The sequence below is a fragment of the Burkholderia sp. MBR-1 genome (genome assembly GCF_013822785.1).
Taxonomy (GTDB): domain Bacteria; phylum Pseudomonadota; class Gammaproteobacteria; order Burkholderiales; family Burkholderiaceae; genus Burkholderia; species Burkholderia vietnamiensis.
This window is the reverse complement of record NZ_CP053610.1, coordinates 281,007-300,490: the sequence shown is the minus strand read 5'-3', so window position 1 is coordinate 300,490 and position 19,484 is coordinate 281,007. Positions and strand designations below refer to the sequence as shown.

Sequence of the window (19,484 nt, the reverse complement as noted above, 5' to 3'; positions counted from 1 at the left end):
CGGCTGTCCGTGCACGTTGCAGGCAGCCCGCGTCACAGCTGCGATTCGATCGGGAACAAGCCGAGAAACCATACCTCGACGCGTCGTGCCGTCGACACTTCCGGCTCGTGGTCGAATTCGGTCACCTTGCCGTCCTCGTCAGTCTGAATCCACTCGAGGCGCCGTGTGCCGGACGGATCGGTCGTCGCTTCGACCCGCCACGCGATGCGATCGAGCCGCGGCTCCAGGTCCGCCGCGACTTGTGCCGCGAGCGCCGGGCTCTCGCAGTAAACGCCGATCTCGGTATTGAGCCTCAGCGAGCGCGGGTCGAGATTCATCGAGCCGATGAACACGCTCTTGCGATCGAACACATAGGTCTTCGCATGCAGCGACGCGCGCGACGAGCCGATGATCAGCCGCTTCGAAATGCTCTTGTCGCCTGACGGCCGGCGCTCGTACAGCCGCACGCCCGCTTCCACCAGCTCGCGTCGATAGCGCCGGTAACCGGCGTGTACGGCCGCGACGTCGGTCGATGCGAGCGAGTTGGTCAGGATCGTCACGCGGACGCCGCGCGCGGTGAGCGCGCGCAGCCGTTCGATCATCGCCGCGCCCGGCACCAGATACGGCGACACGATCAACAGCTCGTGCTCGGGCCGCAGCGCCAGCGCGCGCAGCTGCGGCAGCAGGTGCCCTTCGCTGTCGTTCGGCGCGCGTGCGATCTTCGCCGGATCGTCATACAGCACGGTCGCGCGTCCCCACGACAGCTCCGTGCCTTCGCCATGCACGATCCGGTCGAGCCGCTCGCGCGCTTCGAGCACGTACGGGTTGTCCTCCATCGCGCGCAGATAATCGCGCAGCCGCTCGCGCTCGCGATCGAGGCTGCCCGGCGTCGCGTCGTGCCCGACCAGCGCGCCGACGGAATACGCATACGGCGAATTCCAGAACGTATCGAACTCGGTCGAGATGTCGTTGACCACGCGGCCATGCACGACCACGTCGAGATCGCCGAACTCGAGCATCGACGACGCGCCGAAATACTCGTCGCCGATATTGCGGCCGCCGATGATCGCCGCCTGGTTGTCGGCGATCATCGCCTTGTTGTGCATGCGCCGGTTGACCCGCGAGAATTCGAGCACCGTGCCGATCTTCTTGAACTCGCGCGTCGCGACCGGATTGAACAGACGGATCTCGATGTGCGGATGCGAGCTGATTTCGAGCAGCTTGCGGTCGTCGGCGTTGGTGCCGAGATCGTCGAGCAGCACACGCACGCGCACGCCGCGATCGGCGGCCCGGATGATCGCGTCCGCGAGCGCGTGACCGGTCAGATCGTCGTGCCAGATGTAGTACTGAAGGTCGAGCGAACGATCGGCACGATCGGCGAGCAGCACGCGCGCATCGAGTGCGTCGACCGGATCGCTGAGCAGATGAAACGCGTCCTGCCCAGGGTGGGTGGCGGCCTGCGCGCGGAACGCGACGCCGAGGCGCGTGTTGCCGGTATCGGTGTAGGCATGCGTCGGCGTGCGGTCGACCTGCGGCGGCAGGCTCGCGCACGCGGCAAGCATCAGCAACGAGAGAATCGCACCCCACGAACGCAGCATGGTCATGATGGACGCCCGCCGTCGGGCGAAATCGGTTTGTGTTTGTTCCGGCTGACGGATGAAACGCGGCGCCGGCTGCGTCACAGGATACTTGATTGCGATCGCGCCGCTCCCGACATTTCTCGATGGAAACGTTGCCAGCGGATGCGGTGGCGGCCGCGCGCGGCGAGCCGCCGCCGATCCCGCGAATCGTGCTTGAATACGGTCCGGGGCCAACCGTTCAGCGGCAGCAAATGCTGCCGCGCGATCGAATCGACAATGCACAATATCGAACTTTATTTCGGCAGCACCGAGGAACTGAATTCGTCGGAGCAGCAGGCGCTCGAGCGCGTCGTTCGCTGGCTCGCGGAACACGAACAGGCGGCGGTCATCCTCTGCGACATCTCGGTCAACGGGCGACAGGTCGACATCCTCGTCGGCACCGAGACGACGACGTTGCAACTCGAAGTCAAAGGCTTCCGCGCGCCCGTCACTGGTCAGGAAAACGGCGAATGGACGCTTAACTACGCCGACGGATCGACCAGGCGCGTGGGCAATGGTTACCTGCAGGCGCTACGCAACAACCAGGCATTGCGCAACGCGATGTCGGAACATCGGCCCGACGGCGAAGCGGTCTCCTATCCGAAAGGCGCGGTGTTGTTCGAACCGGAAATCCCGCCGGGATCGAATCTGCGCATTCACGTCGATCCGCGCGTCGAGATCTGCGGCGCCGACGCGCTCGAGCTCCTGCTGTCGACGCGCGGCCGCGCACCGTGGCCGCTGGCGTGGCTGCGTGCGTTCGCGCACGAGCGCGAGCTGATTCCGCGGGCGATACCGGTCGCCACGACCGCGCGAACCGTCGAGCGCGCCAGCGCGCCGACTTGGGAGGTGGTCGCGATGCCGGTCGCGAGCATCGTAAAGGCCGCCGAAGTGGTGGAAGCCGCTGAGCCGGCATCATCGCGCGCACCTGCACCGGTGCGGCCCGCGTCGCGCTCAGCCGACGAAAACACAACGTTCACCGTCGCGCCGCGGCCGGCAGCCGAGCGCGGCCACGTCTCGCAGGACACCGCGCGGCACGCGCCGTTGGCGACGGCGCGCGCCGGCGGACACACGCCGTTCGGCTCCGGCGACGCAATCGCGCGGCGACCGAAACGGCGCCGCACCGTGCTGCGCTATGCGTCGGTGGCGATCGCCGCAGCCGCCATCGCCTATGCGGCCGCCCATCGGCATCGGGCCGCCACCGTCGCTGCGACGCCCGCAGCGGCGTCGCAACCGGTCGGACACACGGCACGTGCGCCGGCGAAGGCGCCGCGCGGCGAGCGCCACGGTGCCGTGCGGCAGGCCGCGCATGAATCGCGCGCACCGGTGGCGTCGGCTGCGCGGAACGATATGGCAACAGCGGCGCGCACGCGCGCGGACGAGATACGCGCGCCCGTTGCGCCCGTTGCGGCCGTCGCCGCGATGGCCGCGCCGGCCACGTCGGCGATCACCTGTCCCGCAGGCGTCGACCGCCTCGGATGCAACGGCAGGACCGGCACGCTCGCCGCCCCCGAATGTCCGCCCGCGTTCCACGCGCAGGGCAACACCTGTGTTCGCGATCGGGAAAACTGATCGGGCGATACCGATTTCTGAAACGGGAATTTCGGGGCCGCGATTCGTCGGCACCTCGAACCACAAGCAGGATAGCTGAGGCCAAGCGGACAGAATTCCGTCCGCCTCCGAACGCGAGCGATTTCATCGCACCTCGATCATCCCAAGCATGCCCAACCACCGATAAGCCGGCCAGGCTCGAATGTTTCAGATATACGCAATTCGATCGGCATTGTTTTAATTTCGATTGGATTTTCCTCTTTTGCACACCTTGTCATCCGGCATTTCATTTCCTATAAATCACTGGTATCAAATCGATCGACAATAAAACAGCGATACCCGAGACCATCACACCAGAAGGAAATCGAATCCTGGGCCTTCAATGAAGCCATGCTCCCGCATGTCCCGCCGTCGCGGACGTGAGCATTGGCGTTGTCCGCCACCATGGTCGATCTGCCATTGCCCAGCCAGATCGGAGCACCACGAAATTCGCCGGAATCGCGGCCTTTGACGATGCCGGCGCGCATGCGTCCGCGGCGCATGCAGCTGTTCTCGAAGGCACGGGGAAGCATCCAACCTCTTCAAGGTGAAAAAATGAACCTCAATCCGATTGAAAACCAGCCGCACGGGACCTTTGCCGAATTCGCCAACACCGTCCCTGTTTCTGCCCGCGCCGTCGATACATTCAAAATGGCGCTCTATCACGATGGCGTGCAGTTGGGCTGGCTGGGGCAAAACAGCGGCGAATGGGCCATTCTGGTCGATTCCGCCGCGAAAGCGTTGACGCTCGAACAGTACCCTTATAACGGCGTGACGTATTACCGGATTCTCGGCACCAGCCGGTATATGTCGGTCAGCAACAATGCGTACGTCGGTTTTTATAACTGGATCGGCGCGCGCGGCTGGACGCGGCAAGGCTCGGTTTTGATTTCCGATTTCAATCACCAGAAACTGTCGATCTATTCGAAGGACAACGCGTATTTATATGCGTGGGACGCGTACACCGTGCTCGATGTGAAGTTCGACGAGCAATAACGCAGGACGCTTCGTCCGTTTGCTCGAATTTCCGGCTTCGACCCAGCGCAGGAAGCAGGCGCCCGCTCGGCGACACGGGCGGGACGCCCGCCGGGTTGCGCCGTTCACATTCATCTCACGATCAAGAAAGGCAACACCATGACCTTCAAGATTCTCAGTTGCGATGGTGGCGGTATCCGGGGATTGATCACTGCCCTGCTCATCCAGGATCTCGACCGGCGCAGCCAGATCATCGCGCGCGCCGACGGCTTTGCCGGCACCTCGACGGGCGGCCTGATCGCCCTCGGGCTCGCGAACGGCGTATCCATTTCCGAGATCGTCGACATCTACAGGACGAAGGGTTCGGTGATCTTTCAGGAAAACGACGCATGGCTCGCACAAAAGCAAGCCGTCGAACAGGGCACGGTCCTCGCCGGACCCGGCTTCTTCCAATGCCAGTATGTCAACACCGGGCTGCAGCAGATCGCCAGATCGCTGGTGGGCAACGGCAGGCTGGCCGACCTGTCGCGCTTCGTCGCAATCAACTCGGCGCGCCTGTGGGATCCGTCAGTCAAGAGCTGGGCGCCGTGCACACTGTCCAACGGAAACGGCAACACCTATCGCAATGTCAGCCTGTTCGATGCCGCCCTTGCCACGTCGGCTGCACCGACCTATTTCCCGCCGTACGAGATCGCCGGGCTCGGCTATTTCGCCGATGGCGGCGTGTTTGCCAACAATCCTTCGTTGTCGGCGATCGCCGAGGCGCTGGCCAGCCGTCGCGCAGGCAGTCTGGACGACATGCGCCTGCTGTCGCTCGGCACCGGAACCAGCCCGGCGGGCATTCCGCCGAGTGCGGTTGGCAACCCGTTGGACTGGGGCGTTTCGACATGGCTGTGGCCGGCCGAAAGCGGGAACGTACCGGCAGCCGCGCTGCTCGGGCTGACGATGGATACGACGGCGATGGTCGCCGCACAACAGGCCGGGCAGATCCTGAACGCCAACTACCAGCGCGGCAACTTCGTGCTCAGTCAATTCATCGGCCTCGACGACTGGCATAAGGCGCCGGAACTGGAGAAGGAAACCCAGGCGTATATGCGCACGGCCGAGTGGCAGCGTGTTTGCCAATGGGTGGAGCAATTCTGGCGCTGACGATGGCGGCTCGATAGTCAGGCCTCGCCGCGATGCTTCCGGGGTTCGCAGAGATGTGGACGGATACTGCGACGATCGGCGGCGGGCCTGCATCGGCATCTCGTTCGTCGCGAAGACCAGTCAGGCGACGCCGCGACGCAACATCGGCGCAAACACATCCTTCAGAATCCGCGCGGCCAATGAATCGGGTACTGCGTCCGGCATCGACATGCTGACGTGCCGCAGGCCATCCAAGATGCGCGATCACGACGAGCGCGTGATCGGTGGACGAAGCTGCTGTTTCATGGAATCGAGAAGCGGTGGCATGGAGCAAGCGCAGCAGGCGAAGTCGAGGTGGAAGAACTGTCACTATTCGACATGAGAGCGTCCGTCGACACACCTCCGTCGACGAGACAAAAGCGATGCTCGTGCATGCAGCGTTCGGGCTGCTCGCCCGCTGCATCGAGCAGCTGCCCGAGAGTGCCAGCGCCACGCGGCGGCGCTCCACCGTTCGTCCTTTTTTATCGTTGGTGAAACCCGTCACGCTTCGCCGAGGCGGAATACCGCCACGGCGGCCTTCATCGATTGCGCCTGATGCTCCAGCGCATCCGCGGCGGCGGCGGCCTGCTCGACGAGCGCCGCATTCTGCTGCGTGACTTGATCCATCTGGCTCACGGCGATGCCCACCTGCTGTATGCCGGCGCTCTGCTCGCTCGTGGCCGACGTCATTTCCACCAAGATGGTCGCCACGTTGCGCACGGCGCCCACGATCTCCTCCATCGCCGCGCCCGCTTCGGCCGCGAGCGCGTTGCCGTTTTGCACCTCGTTCATCGAGGCGCCGATCAGTTCCTTGATCTCGCGCGCGGCGTTCGCGCTGCGCTGCGCGAGCGTTCGCACCTCGCCCGCGACCACCGCGAAGCCACGCCCCTGTTCGCCCGCGCGCGCCGATTCGACGGCCGCGTTCAGCGCGAGAATGTTGGTCTGGAACGCGATGCTGTCGATCATGTTCGTGATCTCGGCGATCTTGAGCGCGCTTGCGCTGATGTCCTGCATGGTCCGGACCACGCGGCCGACCACGTCGCCTCCCCGGCGCGCGAGGTCCGCCGTGCCGGTCGCGAGCGTGCTCGCCTCGGTGGCGTTCGCCGCGTTCTGTCTGACCGTCGAGGTCAGTTCCTCCATGCTCGCGGCGGTTTCCTCGAGCGACGCCGATTGCTGCTCCGTGCGGCTCGACAGATCGAGATTGCCGGCGGCGATCTCGCGCGCGGCAGTGTGGATCGCGTCGCAGCTGTCTCGCACGCCGCTCACGGTGCGCGAGAGTCCGTCGAGCATGCGCCGCATGGCCGCGAAAAGCAGGCCGATTTCGTTGCGGCCCGCCTCCGGCACACGCACGGTCAAATCGTTCGACGCGATGCGGTCGAGCACCGCCACCGCTTCGCCGAGCGGGCGCGTCACGATGCGCGCGAGCGCGACGTGCGCGACGACCACCAGCGCAAGCGCCAGCCCGACGCCGACCACCACGAAGCCCACAATCCACTGGTAGCGCGCGTTGCCGTCGTTGAGCGCCTGTTCGGTGAGGGTGTTCGCGAGTGTCTGCAGCTTCTCGACGTTTTGCGAGTACACCATGCCCGCGCGGGTGACGTCGCGGTCATTGATGGTCACGTAGGCGGCAGTGTCGTTATTGCGCAGCGCGTCGGCCGCGCGCGCGAGCAGCGCGGCGAGCCCGTCCGACGACGCCACGAGCCGGCGCTTGAGCTCCGCATCCATGCCGTCGAACGCACTTGCGTCGCGATACGCGCGGGTTTCGCTCGCGGAGCGTTCCAAGGTGCGGTTCGCGCTCTGCAAGGCCGAATCGCGCGTCGCCGTGTCGTTACGCTCTTTCAGCGCGCTATAGGCGCGCACCAGCGCCGAACGCGTGCGGGTGCTGTCCTTGTAGGCGTCGTTGACGAGGATGGTTTGCCGCGCAATCTCGTGCAGGCGCTGCGCGTTCGCATTGGCCATCCGCAGCGACACGACGCCGGCGATGCCGCCAATCACGATCACCACCCCAAACATCGTCAGTGCCACGAGCAGGCTGGCTCGTACCGTCATGTTGCGCATCTTGCTTTCCTGTCTCTGCTTGGTCATTGGCCGCTTGACGGCATGTCGTGGGACGTCCCGGGCATCGGGCCTGTACGTTCCGGGCATTTTTGGGCGGATTGAGTGTGTTACGTGGCGCCCGACGCATCGGTCGCGCATTTTAACGTATGACATCGTACTTTCTATACAGGATTTTTGCGCTGCCCCATAGGAAATTCCTGCCTTTTGAGGCGAGCCAAAAGTACACCTGCAACCAAAATAACCTTATATACCGCGTGTAAGCGCAGTATGACGGCTTGTTCTCTGCCAGACACTGGCGGGAACGCTGGTGCATTCAGCGATAATATCATCGTGTCATCGTATAACATCAATCCTGCCGATGGTATCGCCTCATCGACACGATCACAAGACCAGGACAGAGACAGCAGTGACCGACAACGATTTCGATACGCAACCGGACGAACGTCGACTTTTCACCTGAGCGCGAACTGCACGGTCTTCTTTAGTCCGAACCCGGCCGACTACGCCAAGGACGGCGCCGTCGACTGCCTGAACTTCGGCGCGCCGGTGCACGCAACGCCAGCCATATCCCGCTGACCGGCGAAGGCAACACCTCAATCCTGAACGGCCACGCGATGCCGCCGTTTGCCCGCTCGTGCAACACGGCCACCTGCTCGTCGACCGACAAAGGCAACACGGGCGTCTACGATTGCGCTGGCGGGTGCACGCCGTCGCAGGCCTGTACGACCCGAACAACGTCGCCCTGAAAACGGCCATCGTCGAGCAACTGCTGCGTGCCGGTCGATCGGTCGCCGACGCAGTCGTTCAACCCGGATGTCCGTGAGGCCATGACCGGCATTCGAGGCGTCATGGACAGACGCAAGAGGGACTCGGAGGTGCCCCGACGGAACCGGGCATGCCGATATCAGAAACGAAAAAGCCGACCCACTGGGTCGGCTTTTTTCGCGTCGAATCGCGGTCGATTGCCACCGCGAACCAAACCTTCAAACGTACAGCCAATTTCCGATAAAGCTGAAGCGAAACGTGTCCAGGTGGACAACTTGTGCTCAACGGCACAACGCAACGCATCGACCGGAAAGGAAATCTGGTGGGCCCCCCGGGAGTCGAACCCGGCACCAACGAATTATGAGTTCGCTGCTCTAACCAAGCATGAGCTAGGGGCCCCGATGTGAAACCAGGCGTGCGGCGCGCAGTTGCGGCGACGACGCCGGGCCGGCATTGTAACAACAAAGCGGCGGGGAGAGGACAAACGCCACCGGCATCGCGTGGATGCCGGCGGCGTTCGCAAGTGAAACGCTGGCGATCAGTTCCCTTCGAGGAACGACTTCAGCTTGTCGGAACGGCTCGGATGACGCAGCTTGCGCAGCGCCTTGGCTTCGATCTGACGGATCCGCTCACGCGTGACGTCGAACTGCTTGCCGACTTCCTCGAGCGTATGGTCGGTGCTCATCTCGATGCCGAAGCGCATCCGCAGCACCTTCGCCTCGCGCGGCGTCAGCGAATCGAGCACGTCCTTCACGACGTCGCGCATGCTGGCATGCAGCGCGGCGTCCGCCGGCGCGACCGTGTTGTTGTCCTCGATGAAGTCGCCGAGATGGGAATCGTCGTCGTCGCCGATCGGCGTTTCCATCGAGATCGGCTCCTTCGCGATCTTCATGATCTTGCGGATCTTGTCTTCCGGCATCTCCATCTTTTCGGCGAGCGTTGCCGGATCCGGCTCGAGACCGGTTTCCTGCAGGATCTGCCGCGAGATGCGGTTCATCTTGTTGATCGTCTCGATCATGTGAACCGGAATACGGATCGTGCGCGCCTGGTCCGCGATCGAGCGCGTGATGGCCTGACGGATCCACCACGTCGCATAGGTCGAGAACTTGTAGCCACGACGGTATTCGAACTTGTCCACCGCCTTCATCAGGCCGATGTTGCCTTCCTGGATCAGATCGAGGAACTGCAGGCCGCGGTTCGTGTACTTCTTCGCGATCGAGATCACGAGACGCAGGTTCGCCTCGGTCATTTCGCGCTTCGCCTGGCGCGCCTTCAGTTCGCCGGCCGCCATCTGACGGTTGGTTTCCTTCAGGTCCTTCAGCGGCAGCACGACGCGCGCCTGCAGGTCGAGCAGACGCTGCTGCTGTTCGCGGATCGCCGGGATGTTGCGCGACAGCACCGCGCTGTACGAATGACCTTCGGCCGCGATCTTCTCGGCCCAGTCGAGGTCCGTCTCGCTGCCGGGGAAGCGCGCGATGAATTCCGAGCGCGGCATCCCGCACTTGTCGACGACGATGTGCAGGATCTGACGCTCGACCTGACGCACTTCGTCCACTTGCGCACGCAACGTGTCGCACAGACGCTCGACGGTACGCGCGGTGAAGCGGATCGTCATCAGCTCGGTCTGGATCGTTTCCTGCGCCTTCAGGTAGGACTTCGACTTGTAGCCTTCCTTTTCGAACGCACGGCGCATCTTGTCGAACCACTCGCTGATCTGCGAGAACTTCTCGAGCGACGCGCGCTTCAAGGCTTCGAGCTGGGCGGCGTTGGCGGTTGCCTGAGCGGCGCCGTCATCGTCCTCCTCTTCCTCTTCTTCCTCTTCCTCTTCGGCTTCTTCGTCCTCGTTCTCGATCGCTTCCGCTTCCTTCGCGGAGAAACCGTCGGTATCGGCGGCGTCTGCGGCGTTCGGATCGAGCAGGCCGTCGACGAGCTCGTCGACGCGGATCTCTTCGTTCGCGACGCGCTCGGCCATCGCGAGGATGTCGGCGATCGTCGTCGGGCACGCGGAAATCGCCATCACCATGTGGCGCAGGCCGTCCTCGATCCGCTTCGCGATCTCGATTTCGCCTTCACGCGTGAGCAGCTCGACCGTGCCCATCTCGCGCATGTACATCCGGACCGGATCGGTCGTGCGACCGAATTCCGAATCGACCGTCGACAGCGCGACTTCCGCTTCTTCCTCGACTTCGTCGTCCGACGACGCGGCCGGCGCGTTGTCGTTCAGGAGCAGCGTTTCCGCGTCCGGCGCCTGCTCGTAAACCGCCACGCCCATGTCGTTGAACGTGCCGATGATCCCTTCCAGGGCTTCCGTCTCGGTGAAGTTGTCCGGCAGGTGGTCGTTGATTTCGGCATACGTGAGGAAGCCGCGCTCCTTGCCGAGCTTGATCAGCGCGCGCAGCTTCACGCGGCGCTCTTCGAGCTCCTCGGCCGTGCCGGGCGTGCTCGTCGCGAACGCTTCCTTCAGCAGCGCCTTTTCCTTGGCGCGACGGTCGCGCACCTTGGATTTGCCCGGAGCCGCGGCCGCCGCTGCTGCTGCGGGCTGCTGCTCGTCGCTCTGATTTGCGTCGTCATCGACGGATACTTCGTTCAGCTTTTTGGTCATGGAGTTCGCCGTACCGGCTATATCGACTCGCGGCTGCTGGACGACAGCCGGTTGAACCGTGGGTGCATGAGTAGTACGTACTGCCGTTTCGTCCGCGGCGGCAGTCGTGTCCCTTGCGCTTTTCGCACTTGCCCGCTTCGCCGCCGGCTTGGCCGGCCCGGAGTCGGGTCTCGCGGCAGCCCGTGATCCGGCTGCCGGCGCCGGCGCAGCCTGAGCAGTGCCGGCCGCGGTTTTCTTTCCTGCAGGGGCCGACGTGGCCGAAGACGTTGTCCTGGTGGAAGAAGCAGACTTGGCCGCTGTGACCTTTTTGGTCGGCTCCGTCGAGCCCTTGCCCGTTGCTTTCTTTCCGCCTGTCGTCTTTGCCATCGCGATTCTCGCCTCTGCTTGGAAAACAAACCGCTGGAAACCTTATATTATAGCACGCTGGGTTGCCCTCTCCTGACGCCCCGGCCGCCTACAGCCCGAGCCGACGTTTCATGTCGGTTCGCTGCTGGTTCAATTCCGTCAACTCGGTCAGCTCCTCGGGCGTGAACGTCGATTGCCGCGCCAGCCGGTCGAGCCGGTCGCAGCAGGCGTCGTAGCGCATCTTCAGCACGGCCGCCTGCAATTCCTCCCCGGCGATCCGCTCCTGTTCGCGCTGTCGCTCGAACACCGTCTCGTCCTCCGGATTCTGTAACAGCAGATCGCGGACGTTTTCATCATAGTCCAGAATTTCGCGGAAGATTTCGTCGTAAGTCGCGCTGTTCGACGAGGCTCGCAGCACATCGGACAGCAGCCGGAACTCCGCGCCGTCGCCCAGCGCGCGCGCGTGCTCGGCCACTTCGGCGAACAGCTCGCCGATCCGCGGCAGCGTCCGCAGGGTCGCAAGCTGCTCGTCGTCGAGCGCGGTCGCGATCCGCGGGTACATCACCAGCGTACGCAACGCACGCTTTTCGCTGTCGGTCACGCGCCGCCGCTCGCTGCGCGCGGGCGCCTGGCGCGGCGCCGCCGCGATGCGCGCGTCGACCTCCGACAGCGCCGCGACTTCCTCGAACGGGATGTGCAGGCGGTCAGCGAACATGTGCATGATCTGCGCGCGCAACGCGTTGGCCGGCAGCGCCTGCAGCAACGGCTTTGCGTCGAACAGCGCCTTCGCGCGGCCTTCCGGCTGGTCGAGCGCCTTGCCGGCGATCGCTTCGTTCAACAGAAATTGCGACAGCGGCATCGCACGCTCGACCTGCTCGGAGAATGCATCGGCGCCGAATTCGCGCACATAGCTGTCCGGATCGTGCTCGGGCGGCAGGAACAGGAAGCGGATCGTCCGGTTGTCGGCCGCATGCGGCAGGCACGCTTCGAGCGCGCGGCGCGCGGCGCGCCGGCCGGCCGAATCGCCGTCGAAGCTGAAGATCACCGTATCGGTCTGGCGCAGCAGCTTCTGCACGTGGATCGGCGTGCAGGCCGTGCCGAGCGTCGCGACCGCGTTCGGAAAACCGAGCTGCGCGAGCGCGACGACGTCCATGTAGCCTTCGACGACGAGCACGTACTTGCGCTCGCGGATCGCGAGGCGCGCCTCGAACAGCCCGTACAGTTCGCTGCCCTTGTTGAACAGCGGCGTTTCGGGCGAGTTCAGGTACTTCGGCTCGCCGCTGCCGAGCACGCGCCCGCCGAAGCCGATCACCTGCCCCTTCACGTTGCGGATCGGGAACATGATGCGCTCGCGGAACCGGTCGTAGCGTCGCGCGGCGCCTTGCGCGTCGGTCTTTTCGCTGACGATCACGAGCCCCGATTCGACGAGCGAGTCGTCGCGGTAGTCGGGGAACGCGCTTTCGAGGTTCTGCCAGCCGTCCGGCGCATAGCCGAGGCCGAAGCGGGCGGCGATCTCGCCGGTCAGGCCCCGGTTCTTCAGATACTGGATCGCGACGGTCGCACCGCGCAACTGCTTGCGGTAGTAGTCGCACGCGACGGACATCACGTCGGACAGCGCGGTCGCGACCGATTTCGACACCGGCGCCGGATAGTCGCCACCGCCGCCGCCCGCACCGCCGCGCATCGACGGCTCGTGCGGCACGGTCAGCCCGACCGACTGCGCGAGCTCCTGCACGGCTTCCGGGAAGGTCAGCCCCGCGTGCTCCATCAGAAAGCCGATCGCGGTGCCGTGCGCGCCGCAGCCGAAGCAGTGATAGAACTGCTTGGTCGGGCTGACGGTGAACGACGGGCTCTTCTCGTTGTGGAACGGGCACAAGCCCATGAAGTTCGCGCCGCCCTTCTTGAGCTGCACGTAACGCCCCACCACGTCGACGATATCGACGCGGTTCAGCAAGTCCTGCAGGAACGAATGCGGAATCACCGTGGGATCGAGCGAGAAAGGGCCATACGACGCCCGGCGCGCGCGTGGCGACGCGCGCGCCGGGATGTGGGTGTCAGCTGGACAGCGCGGCCTTGACCAGGGCGGAAACGGCCGTCATGTCGGCACGGCCGGCGAGCTTGCCCTTCAGCACGCCCATCACCTTGCCCATGTCCTGCGGGCCGGCTGCGCCCGTGGCGGCGACGGCGGCCTGCACTTCGGCGGCCACCTCGGCGTCCGACAGCTGCGCGGGCATGTACGCGCCCAGCACGTCGAGCTCGGCTTGTTCCTTCGCGACGAGATCGTCGCGGCCGGCGGCCTGGAACTGGCTGATCGAGTCCTTGCGCTGCTTGATCATCTTGTCGATCACCGCGGTGATGCCCGCGTCGTCGAGCGTCACCCGATCGTCGACTTCGCGCTGCTTGATCGCGGCCATCAGCAGGCGAATCGTCGCGAGACGCTCGCTGTCCTTGGCGCGCATCGCGGTCTTCATGTCTTCGCTGATCTGCTCTTTCAAACTCATCTTGCACCCGGGATGAAAACGTGACTTCGACGCCCGCAACCGGGCGTCAACACAAAAACCCGCTTGGGAACATGTCTCAAGCGGGTTGCTCGAATCCTGCATCGGCGACTCGCGACCCCGGACCGGGGCCGAGCGTGCGAAGCTCGCCGGTGCGCCGCTCAGCGAACCGCGCGGCGCTCAATCGTTCAGTACAGCTTCTTCGGCAGCGTCTGGCTGCGGATGCGCTTGTAGTGGCGCTTCACCGCTGCAGCCTTCTTACGCTTGCGCTCCGCCGTCGGCTTTTCGTAAAACTCCCGCGCACGAAGCTCGGTCAGCAGACCGTTCTTCTCGATCGTGCGCTTGAAGCGGCGCATGGCGACTTCGAACGGCTCGTTTTCTTTAACGCGAATGATCGTCATGATCCGACACGAATAAAGGTTTGCAGGGAAGATTCACGAGTATAGCAGAGCGACCTCGCGAGGGATAAGGGCCGGGCCCCGCCGCGCGCGGCGCTGCGCCGCACGTCACGCGGCGCGACTGAACTCCGCCGCGGCTTGCCCCGCGGCCGTCCCCGACGCCCATGCCCACTGAAAGTTGTAGCCGCCGAGCCAGCCCGTCACGTCGACGACCTCGCCGATGAAGAACAGCCCGGGCACCCGCGCGCTCATCATCGTCGCCGACGACAGCTCGCGCGTATCGACGCCGCCCTTCGTCACCTCCGCCTTCTTGTAGCCTTCGGTGCCGTTGGGCGTCAGCGTCCAGCCGGCCAGCGCGTCGCCGATCTGGCGCAGCGTCCGGTCGGGCAAGTCGGCGAGCCGCGCATCGGCCGCCACGCGATGCGTGTCGAGCCACACGTGCGCGAGGCGCGACGGCACCCAGTCGGCGAGCAGCGAGCCGATCTGACGCTTCGACGTACGCTTCGCGTCGAGCAGCTCCGCGACGGCGTCGCGCTGCGGAAGCAGGTCGATGCGGATCGGATCGCCGGGCTGCCAGTAGCTCGAGATCTGCAGGATACCGGGGCCGGACAGGCCGCGATGCGTCAGCAGCAGGTCTTCGACGAATTCGCCGCCGCGCTTCTTGTCGCCGGTCGACACGCGCACCTCGAGCGACACGCCGGACAGCGCCGCGAACGGCTCCCAATCCTGCGATGCGAACGTCATCGGCACGAGGGCCGGCCGCGTGTCGATCAGCTTGTGGCCGAACTGCTTCGCGAGCCGGTAGCCGAAATCGGTCGCGCCGATCTTCGGGATCGACAGGCCGCCGGTCGCGACGATCAACGCCCTGGCGCGGATCGCCCCCGCCTGCTGCGTGTCGAGCGTGAAACCGTCGTCCGGCGCATGGCGCACGGCGTCGACGACCACCGGGCGGCGCCACGCGATGCCGCCGGCGTCGCATTCGTGCTTGAGCACGTCGATGATCGCGTCGCTGCCGTGATCGCAGAACAGCTGCCCCTTGTGCTTCTCGTGCCAGCTCACGTGATGGCGCTTCAGCAGGCCGACGAAGTCGCGCGGCGTGTAGCGCGCCAGCGCCGAGCGCGCGAAATGCGGATTCGACGACAGGTAGTTGTCGGGCCCCGCGTAGAGATTCGTGAAGTTGCAGCGGCCGCCGCCCGAGATGCGGATTTTCTCGGCGAGACGCGGCGCGTGATCGACCAGCACGACGCGGCGGCCGAGCTGCCCGGCCACCGCGGCGCTCATCATCCCGGCGGCGCCCGCGCCGATCACGGCGATATCGTAAGTTTCCATGGCGCGGATTGTACCTGTCCGACCTCGCACCCGGGCCGCGGAGCCGGCGCGCAGCCTTCGCCTGCTATAATTTCGGGTTACGTTGACCTCCCGCTGCGCGCCGCTACGGCACGCGCCTTCCCGACCCATGCTCGTTCTCGGCATCGAAAGCTCCTGCGACGAAACCGGCCTCGCGCTCTACGACACGCAGCGCGGCCTGCTCGCACACGCGCTCCATTCGCAGATCGCGATGCACCGCGAATACGGCGGCGTCGTGCCCGAGCTCGCATCGCGCGACCACATTCGCCGCGCGCTGCCGCTGCTCGACGAAGTCATGACCCAGAGCGGCACGCATCGCGACGACATCGACGCGATCGCCTTCACGCAAGGGCCGGGCCTCGCCGGCGCGCTGCTGGTCGGCGCGAGCATCGCGAACGCGCTCGCGCTCGCATGGAACAAGCCGACGATCGGCATCCATCATCTCGAAGGCCATCTGCTGTCGCCGCTACTCGTCGACGCCCCGCCGCCGTTCCCGTTCATCGCGCTGCTGGTGTCGGGCGGCCACACGCAACTGATGCGCGTGACCGACGTCGGCGTGTACGAAACGCTCGGCGAGACGCTCGACGACGCAGCCGGCGAAGCGTTCGACAAGACGGCGAAGCTGATCGGCCTCGGCTATCCGGGCGGCCCGGAAGTATCGCGGCTCGCGGAAACCGGAACGCCAGGCGCGGTCGTGCTGCCGCGCCCGATGCTGCATTCGGGCGACCTCGATTTCAGCTTCAGCGGCCTGAAGACGGCCGTGCTCACGCAGATGAAGAAATTCGAAGCGGCGAAGCTGGAAGGCGACGCGCTCGAACGCGCGAAGGCGGACCTCGCACGCGGCTTCGTCGACGCTGCAGTCGACGTGCTCGTCGCAAAGTCGCTCGCCGCGCTGAAGCAGACGAAGCTCAAGCGACTGGTGGTGGCCGGCGGCGTCGGCGCGAACCGCCAGTTGCGCGCGGCGCTGTCGGCCGCGGCCGCGAAGCGCGGCTTCGACGTGCACTACCCCGACCTCGCGCTGTGCACCGACAACGGCGCGATGATCGCGCTGGCCGGCGCGCTGCGGCTCGGCCGCTGGCCGGGGCAGGCGAACACCGACTATGCGTTCACGGTGAAACCGCGCTGGGATCTCGCATCGCTCGCACGCTGACGCGCGCATCGCCCGGCGCATCGCGCCGATAGACGCCAAAAAACAAACAGGCTGCCCGATCGCGAGCAGCCTGTTTTCATTTCAGCGCCGATACGAACCGGCGAACTGGCGAACCGATACCGACAACCCGGCGTTACGCCGCGAGCCGCTTGTCGCGCTCGATCAGCGCATATGCGCTGTGATTGTGGATCGATTCGAAGTTCTCGGCTTCGAGCACGTAGGCGATCACGCGCTCGTCCGCATCGAGACGCTGCGCAACGTCGCGCACCAGATCCTCGACGAACTTCGGATTCTCGTATGCGCGCTCCGTGACGAACTTCTCGTCCGGACGCTTCAGCAAACCCCACAGCTCGCACGACGCCTCTTCCTCCGCGATGCGGATCAGCGCCTCGACCGGCAGGTCGCCCGCGAGTTCGGCATCGATCGTCACGTGCGAGCGCTGGTTGTGCGCACCGTACTGCGAGATCTTCTTCGAGCACGGGCACAGGCTCGTCACCGGCACCAGCACCTTCAGAAACACGCGCGTGTGGCCGTCGCGGCTTTCGCCCGCGAGCGTGACTTCATAGTCGAGCAGGCTCTGCACGCCCGACACCGGCGCCGTCTTGTTCACGAAGTACGGAAACGTCACTTCGATGCGGCCGGCCTGCGCCTCCAGCTTCTCCAGCATCGACGCGAGCATCGCGCGAAAACGCTCGACCGTCAGCGGCGCACGGTTCTCTTCGAGCAGCGCGACGAAGCGCGACATGTGCGTACCCTTCTGATCGGCCGGCAGGCGAACGTCGAGGTTCCAGACACCGACGCTCGGCTGCACGTCGCCGCTCTCGGTGCAGACCGTCAACGGATGCCGGACCGCCTTCACGCCCACGCGCTGAATCGGAATCTGACGGGTATCGACCGTGCTTTGCACGTCGGGCATCACGAAGGCGGGGTTCATCTGGTTCATCTTGTTCAATCCTTGTTGTCCGCGCGTCCGACGACGCGCACGCCGCGTCATGCGGCAGCACAAAAGCAACATGGGCCCGCAGGCCCATGTTTGTCGCATCAGTGAAGACCGGTTGCGCCAGTTTATGCGACGCGCTTCGCCTCGCCGGCGAGATCGGCTACCGGGCTGAGGAAGCGTTCGCGAATCGACTTCGCGATGCCCGCGCTGTCGAGGCCGCATTGCGACAGCAGCTTCGCGGGGTCGCCGTGATCGATGAACTGGTCAGGGAGGCCCAATTGTAGTACGGGTCGGATAACCCCACTCTCCATCAGGGCTTCGACGCACGCGGAACCTGCGCCACCCATCAGGCAGCCTTCCTCGACCGTGACGAGATAGTCGTGCGTCTCGGCGAGCTCACGCACGAGCGCCGCGTCGATCGGCTTCACGAAGCGCATGTTCGCGACCGTTGCGTCGAGCTCGTCGGCCGCCGCGAGCGACGGCGCGACCATCGTGCCGAACGCGAGGATCGCGACGCGCTTGCCTTCCGGCTGCGACGAACGGCGGCGCACTTCGCCCTTGCCGATCGGAAGCGCGGTGAACTCCTTGACCGTCGCCACGCCGGTGCCCGAGCCGCGCGGATAGCGCACGGCGGTCGGGTTCGGCTGCTGAAGCGCCGTGTGCAGCATCTGCCGGCATTCGTTCTCGTCGGACGCGGCCATGATCGTCATGTTCGGGATGCAGCGCATGAACGCGAGATCGTATGCACCCGCGTGCGTCGCACCGTCGGCGCCGACGAGGCCCGCGCGGTCGATCGCGAACACGACCGGCAGGTTCTGCAGCGCGACGTCGTGGATCAGCTGGTCGTACGCACGCTGCAGGAACGTCGAGTAGATCGCGACGACCGGCTTGAGCCCTTCGGTCGCGAGCCCGCCAGCGAACGTCACCGCGTGCTGCTCGGCGATGCCGACGTCGTAGTAGCGATCCTTGAAGCGCTTCTCGAACTCGACCATGCCGGAGCCTTCGCGCATGGCCGGCGTGATGCCGACGACGCGTGAATCGCGCTCGGCTTCGTCGCACAGCCATTCGCCGAACACCTGCGTGTAGGTCTTCTTCGCCGGCGTGGCGGACGGCTTGATGCCTTCGGCCGGATTGAACTTGCCGGGGCCGTGGTAGAGCACCGGATCGGCTTCGGCGAGCTTGTAGCCCTGGCCTTTCTTCGTGACCACGTGCAGGAACTGCGGACCGCGCAGCTCGCGGATGTTCTGCAGCGTCGGGATCAGCGAATCGAGATCGTGACCGTCGATCGGGCCGATGTAGTTGAAGCCGAATTCCTCGAACAACGTGGCCGGCACGACCATGCCCTTCGCGTGCTCCTCGAGCTTGCGCGCAAGCTCGAGCACCGGCGGCGCCACGCTCAGCACGCGCTCGACGCCCGCGCGCGCGGCCGCGTAGAAGCGGCCCGACATCAGGCGTGCGAGATGGCGGTTCAGCGCGCCGACCGGCGGCGAAATCGACATGTCGTTGTCGTTGAGGATCACGAGCAGCTTCGCATCCTCCGACACGCCCGCGTTGTTCATCGCCTCGAACGCCATGCCGGCCGTCATCGCGCCGTCGCCGATCACCGCGATCGAGAAGCGGTCGTCGCCGTTCAGCTGGCTGCCGATCGCCATCCCGAGCGCCGCCGAGATCGACGTGCTCGAATGCGCGGTGCCGAACGTGTCGTACTCGGACTCGCTGCGGCGCGGGAAGCCCGAGATGCCGTCGTACTGGCGCAGCGTGTGCATCTGGTCGCGGCGGCCGGTCAGGATCTTGTGCGGGTAGGTCTGATGACCCACGTCCCAGACGATCCGGTCGTTCGGCGTGTTGAACACGTAGTGCAACGCGATCGTCAGCTCGACCGTCCCGAGGTTGGACGACAGATGGCCGCCCGTCTTCGACACGCTGTCGAGCACGAACGCGCGCAGTTCATCCGCGAGCGGTTGCAGTTGGCGACGATCGAGGCGGCGCAGATCCGCCGGGTCGTCGATGGTTTTCAGCAAGTCGTACATCGTCGTTCCATTGTAGGAAATCAA

General features: G+C 65.2%; 14 protein-coding genes, 1 tRNA gene and 1 pseudogene. 6 read left to right on the top strand and 10 right to left on the bottom strand.

Annotated features, from left to right (window positions below):
* Positions 1–32 precede the first annotated feature (32 nt).
* Positions 33–1,583: a phospholipase D family protein gene (locus MBR110_RS16250; RefSeq protein WP_011881684.1), complete on the bottom strand. Its 1,551-nt coding sequence runs from the start codon at positions 1,581–1,583 to the stop codon at positions 33–35.
* On the opposite strand from MBR110_RS16250, the gene MBR110_RS16245 reads away from it, so the two are divergent.
* From MBR110_RS16245 to MBR110_RS16230, 4 genes are all read left to right on the top strand, one after another.
* The gene (locus tag MBR110_RS16245; RefSeq protein ID WP_309486115.1) at positions 1,488–3,167 is read left to right on the top strand and encodes a nuclease-related domain-containing protein; all 1,680 of its coding nucleotides are present in this window, start codon (positions 1,488–1,490) and stop codon (positions 3,165–3,167) included. The genes MBR110_RS16250 and MBR110_RS16245 overlap by 96 nt on opposite strands.
* Positions 3,168–3,578: 411 nt before the next feature.
* The gene (locus MBR110_RS16240; RefSeq protein ID WP_232355834.1) at positions 3,579–4,181 is read left to right on the top strand and encodes a hypothetical protein; all 603 of its coding nucleotides are present in this window, start codon (positions 3,579–3,581) and stop codon (positions 4,179–4,181) included.
* Between the two features lie 138 nt (positions 4,182–4,319).
* The gene (locus tag MBR110_RS16235) at positions 4,320–5,309 is read left to right on the top strand and encodes a patatin-like phospholipase family protein (RefSeq protein ID WP_011881681.1); all 990 of its coding nucleotides are present in this window, start codon (positions 4,320–4,322) and stop codon (positions 5,307–5,309) included.
* Between the two features lie 55 nt (positions 5,310–5,364).
* Positions 5,365–5,670: a hypothetical protein gene (locus MBR110_RS16230; RefSeq protein ID WP_176314947.1), complete on the top strand. Its 306-nt coding sequence runs from the start codon at positions 5,365–5,367 to the stop codon at positions 5,668–5,670.
* A gap of 158 nt (positions 5,671–5,828) precedes the next feature.
* Here the strand turns inward: MBR110_RS16230 and MBR110_RS16225 are convergent, their stop codons facing one another.
* A complete protein-coding gene (locus tag MBR110_RS16225; RefSeq protein WP_059668985.1) occupies positions 5,829–7,385 on the bottom strand; it encodes a methyl-accepting chemotaxis protein in 1,557 nt (518 codons plus the stop codon).
* Positions 7,386–7,835: 450 nt separating this feature from the next.
* On the opposite strand from MBR110_RS16225, the pseudogene MBR110_RS32135 reads away from it, so the two are divergent.
* A pseudogene (locus MBR110_RS32135) lies at positions 7,836–8,133 on the top strand (endopolygalacturonase); the annotation flags it as partial.
* Positions 8,134–8,470: 337 nt separating this feature from the next.
* On the opposite strand, the gene MBR110_RS16220 reads toward MBR110_RS32135, so the two are convergent.
* The 6 genes from MBR110_RS16220 to MBR110_RS16195 all read right to left on the bottom strand — a co-directional run bounded on the left by MBR110_RS16220 (position 8,471) and on the right by MBR110_RS16195 (position 15,451).
* Positions 8,471–8,549: transfer RNA gene (locus MBR110_RS16220), tRNA-Ile, on the bottom strand.
* 139 nt (positions 8,550–8,688) lie between these two features.
* Positions 8,689–11,118 carry an RNA polymerase sigma factor RpoD gene (gene rpoD, locus MBR110_RS16215; protein WP_081052204.1) on the bottom strand — a complete coding sequence of 810 codons (2,430 nt, stop codon included), beginning with the start codon at positions 11,116–11,118 and terminating at the stop codon, positions 8,689–8,691.
* Between the two features lie 88 nt (positions 11,119–11,206).
* Positions 11,207–13,078: a DNA primase gene (gene dnaG / locus MBR110_RS16210; RefSeq protein ID WP_014724700.1), complete on the bottom strand. Its 1,872-nt coding sequence runs from the start codon at positions 13,076–13,078 to the stop codon at positions 11,207–11,209.
* A 73-nt stretch (positions 13,079–13,151) separates the two neighbouring features.
* Complete coding sequence (locus MBR110_RS16205; protein ID WP_011881593.1) at positions 13,152–13,598, bottom strand: GatB/YqeY domain-containing protein; 447 nt, start codon at positions 13,596–13,598, stop codon at positions 13,152–13,154.
* Between the two features lie 185 nt (positions 13,599–13,783).
* Entirely contained in the window at positions 13,784–13,996 is a 213-nt protein-coding gene (gene rpsU, locus MBR110_RS16200) for a 30S ribosomal protein S21 (protein WP_006479415.1), read from the bottom strand.
* 105 nt (positions 13,997–14,101) lie between these two features.
* The gene (locus MBR110_RS16195) at positions 14,102–15,451 is read right to left on the bottom strand and encodes an NAD(P)/FAD-dependent oxidoreductase (protein ID WP_258569994.1); all 1,350 of its coding nucleotides are present in this window, start codon (positions 15,449–15,451) and stop codon (positions 14,102–14,104) included.
* Between MBR110_RS16195 and tsaD the strand changes: the two genes are divergently transcribed.
* Positions 15,450–16,490, top strand: coding sequence for a tRNA (adenosine(37)-N6)-threonylcarbamoyltransferase complex transferase subunit TsaD (gene tsaD / locus MBR110_RS16190; protein WP_046424661.1), 1,041 nt, complete (start codon positions 15,450–15,452; stop codon positions 16,488–16,490). The genes MBR110_RS16195 and tsaD overlap by 2 nt on opposite strands.
* A gap of 133 nt (positions 16,491–16,623) precedes the next feature.
* Here tsaD and folE2 read toward each other — a convergent pair whose 3' ends face one another.
* Positions 16,624–17,433, bottom strand: coding sequence for a GTP cyclohydrolase FolE2 (gene folE2, locus MBR110_RS16185; RefSeq protein ID WP_011881590.1), 810 nt, complete (start codon positions 17,431–17,433; stop codon positions 16,624–16,626).
* A 122-nt stretch (positions 17,434–17,555) separates the two neighbouring features.
* Positions 17,556–19,460 carry a 1-deoxy-D-xylulose-5-phosphate synthase gene (dxs, locus tag MBR110_RS16180; protein ID WP_014724697.1) on the bottom strand — a complete coding sequence of 635 codons (1,905 nt, stop codon included), beginning with the start codon at positions 19,458–19,460 and terminating at the stop codon, positions 17,556–17,558.
* Between the last annotated feature and the right edge of the window lie 24 nt (positions 19,461–19,484).

Bases quoted from the DNA above. Each gene is read 5' to 3' on its own strand.
- MBR110_RS16245 (WP_309486115.1), top strand. From the start codon at position 1,488: ATGCGTCGGCGTGCGGTCGACCTGCGGCGGCAGGCTCGCGCACGCGGC.
- MBR110_RS16250 (WP_011881684.1), bottom strand. From the start codon at position 1,583: ATGACCATGCTGCGTTCGTGGGGTGCGATTCTCTCGTTGCTGATGCTT.
- MBR110_RS16235 (WP_011881681.1), top strand. From the start codon at position 4,320: ATGACCTTCAAGATTCTCAGTTGCGATGGTGGCGGTATCCGGGGATTG.
- MBR110_RS16225 (WP_059668985.1), bottom strand. From the start codon at position 7,385: ATGCGCAACATGACGGTACGAGCCAGCCTGCTCGTGGCACTGACGATG.
- rpoD (WP_081052204.1), bottom strand. From the start codon at position 11,118: ATGGCAAAGACGACAGGCGGAAAGAAAGCAACGGGCAAGGGCTCGACG.
- MBR110_RS16205 (WP_011881593.1), bottom strand. From the start codon at position 13,598: ATGAGTTTGAAAGAGCAGATCAGCGAAGACATGAAGACCGCGATGCGC.
- rpsU (WP_006479415.1), bottom strand. From the start codon at position 13,996: ATGACGATCATTCGCGTTAAAGAAAACGAGCCGTTCGAAGTCGCCATG.
- tsaD (WP_046424661.1), top strand. From the start codon at position 15,450: ATGCTCGTTCTCGGCATCGAAAGCTCCTGCGACGAAACCGGCCTCGCG.
- MBR110_RS16195 (WP_258569994.1), bottom strand. From the start codon at position 15,451: ATGGGTCGGGAAGGCGCGTGCCGTAGCGGCGCGCAGCGGGAGGTCAAC.
- folE2 (WP_011881590.1), bottom strand. From the start codon at position 17,433: ATGAACCAGATGAACCCCGCCTTCGTGATGCCCGACGTGCAAAGCACG.
- dxs (WP_014724697.1), bottom strand. From the start codon at position 19,460: ATGTACGACTTGCTGAAAACCATCGACGACCCGGCGGATCTGCGCCGC.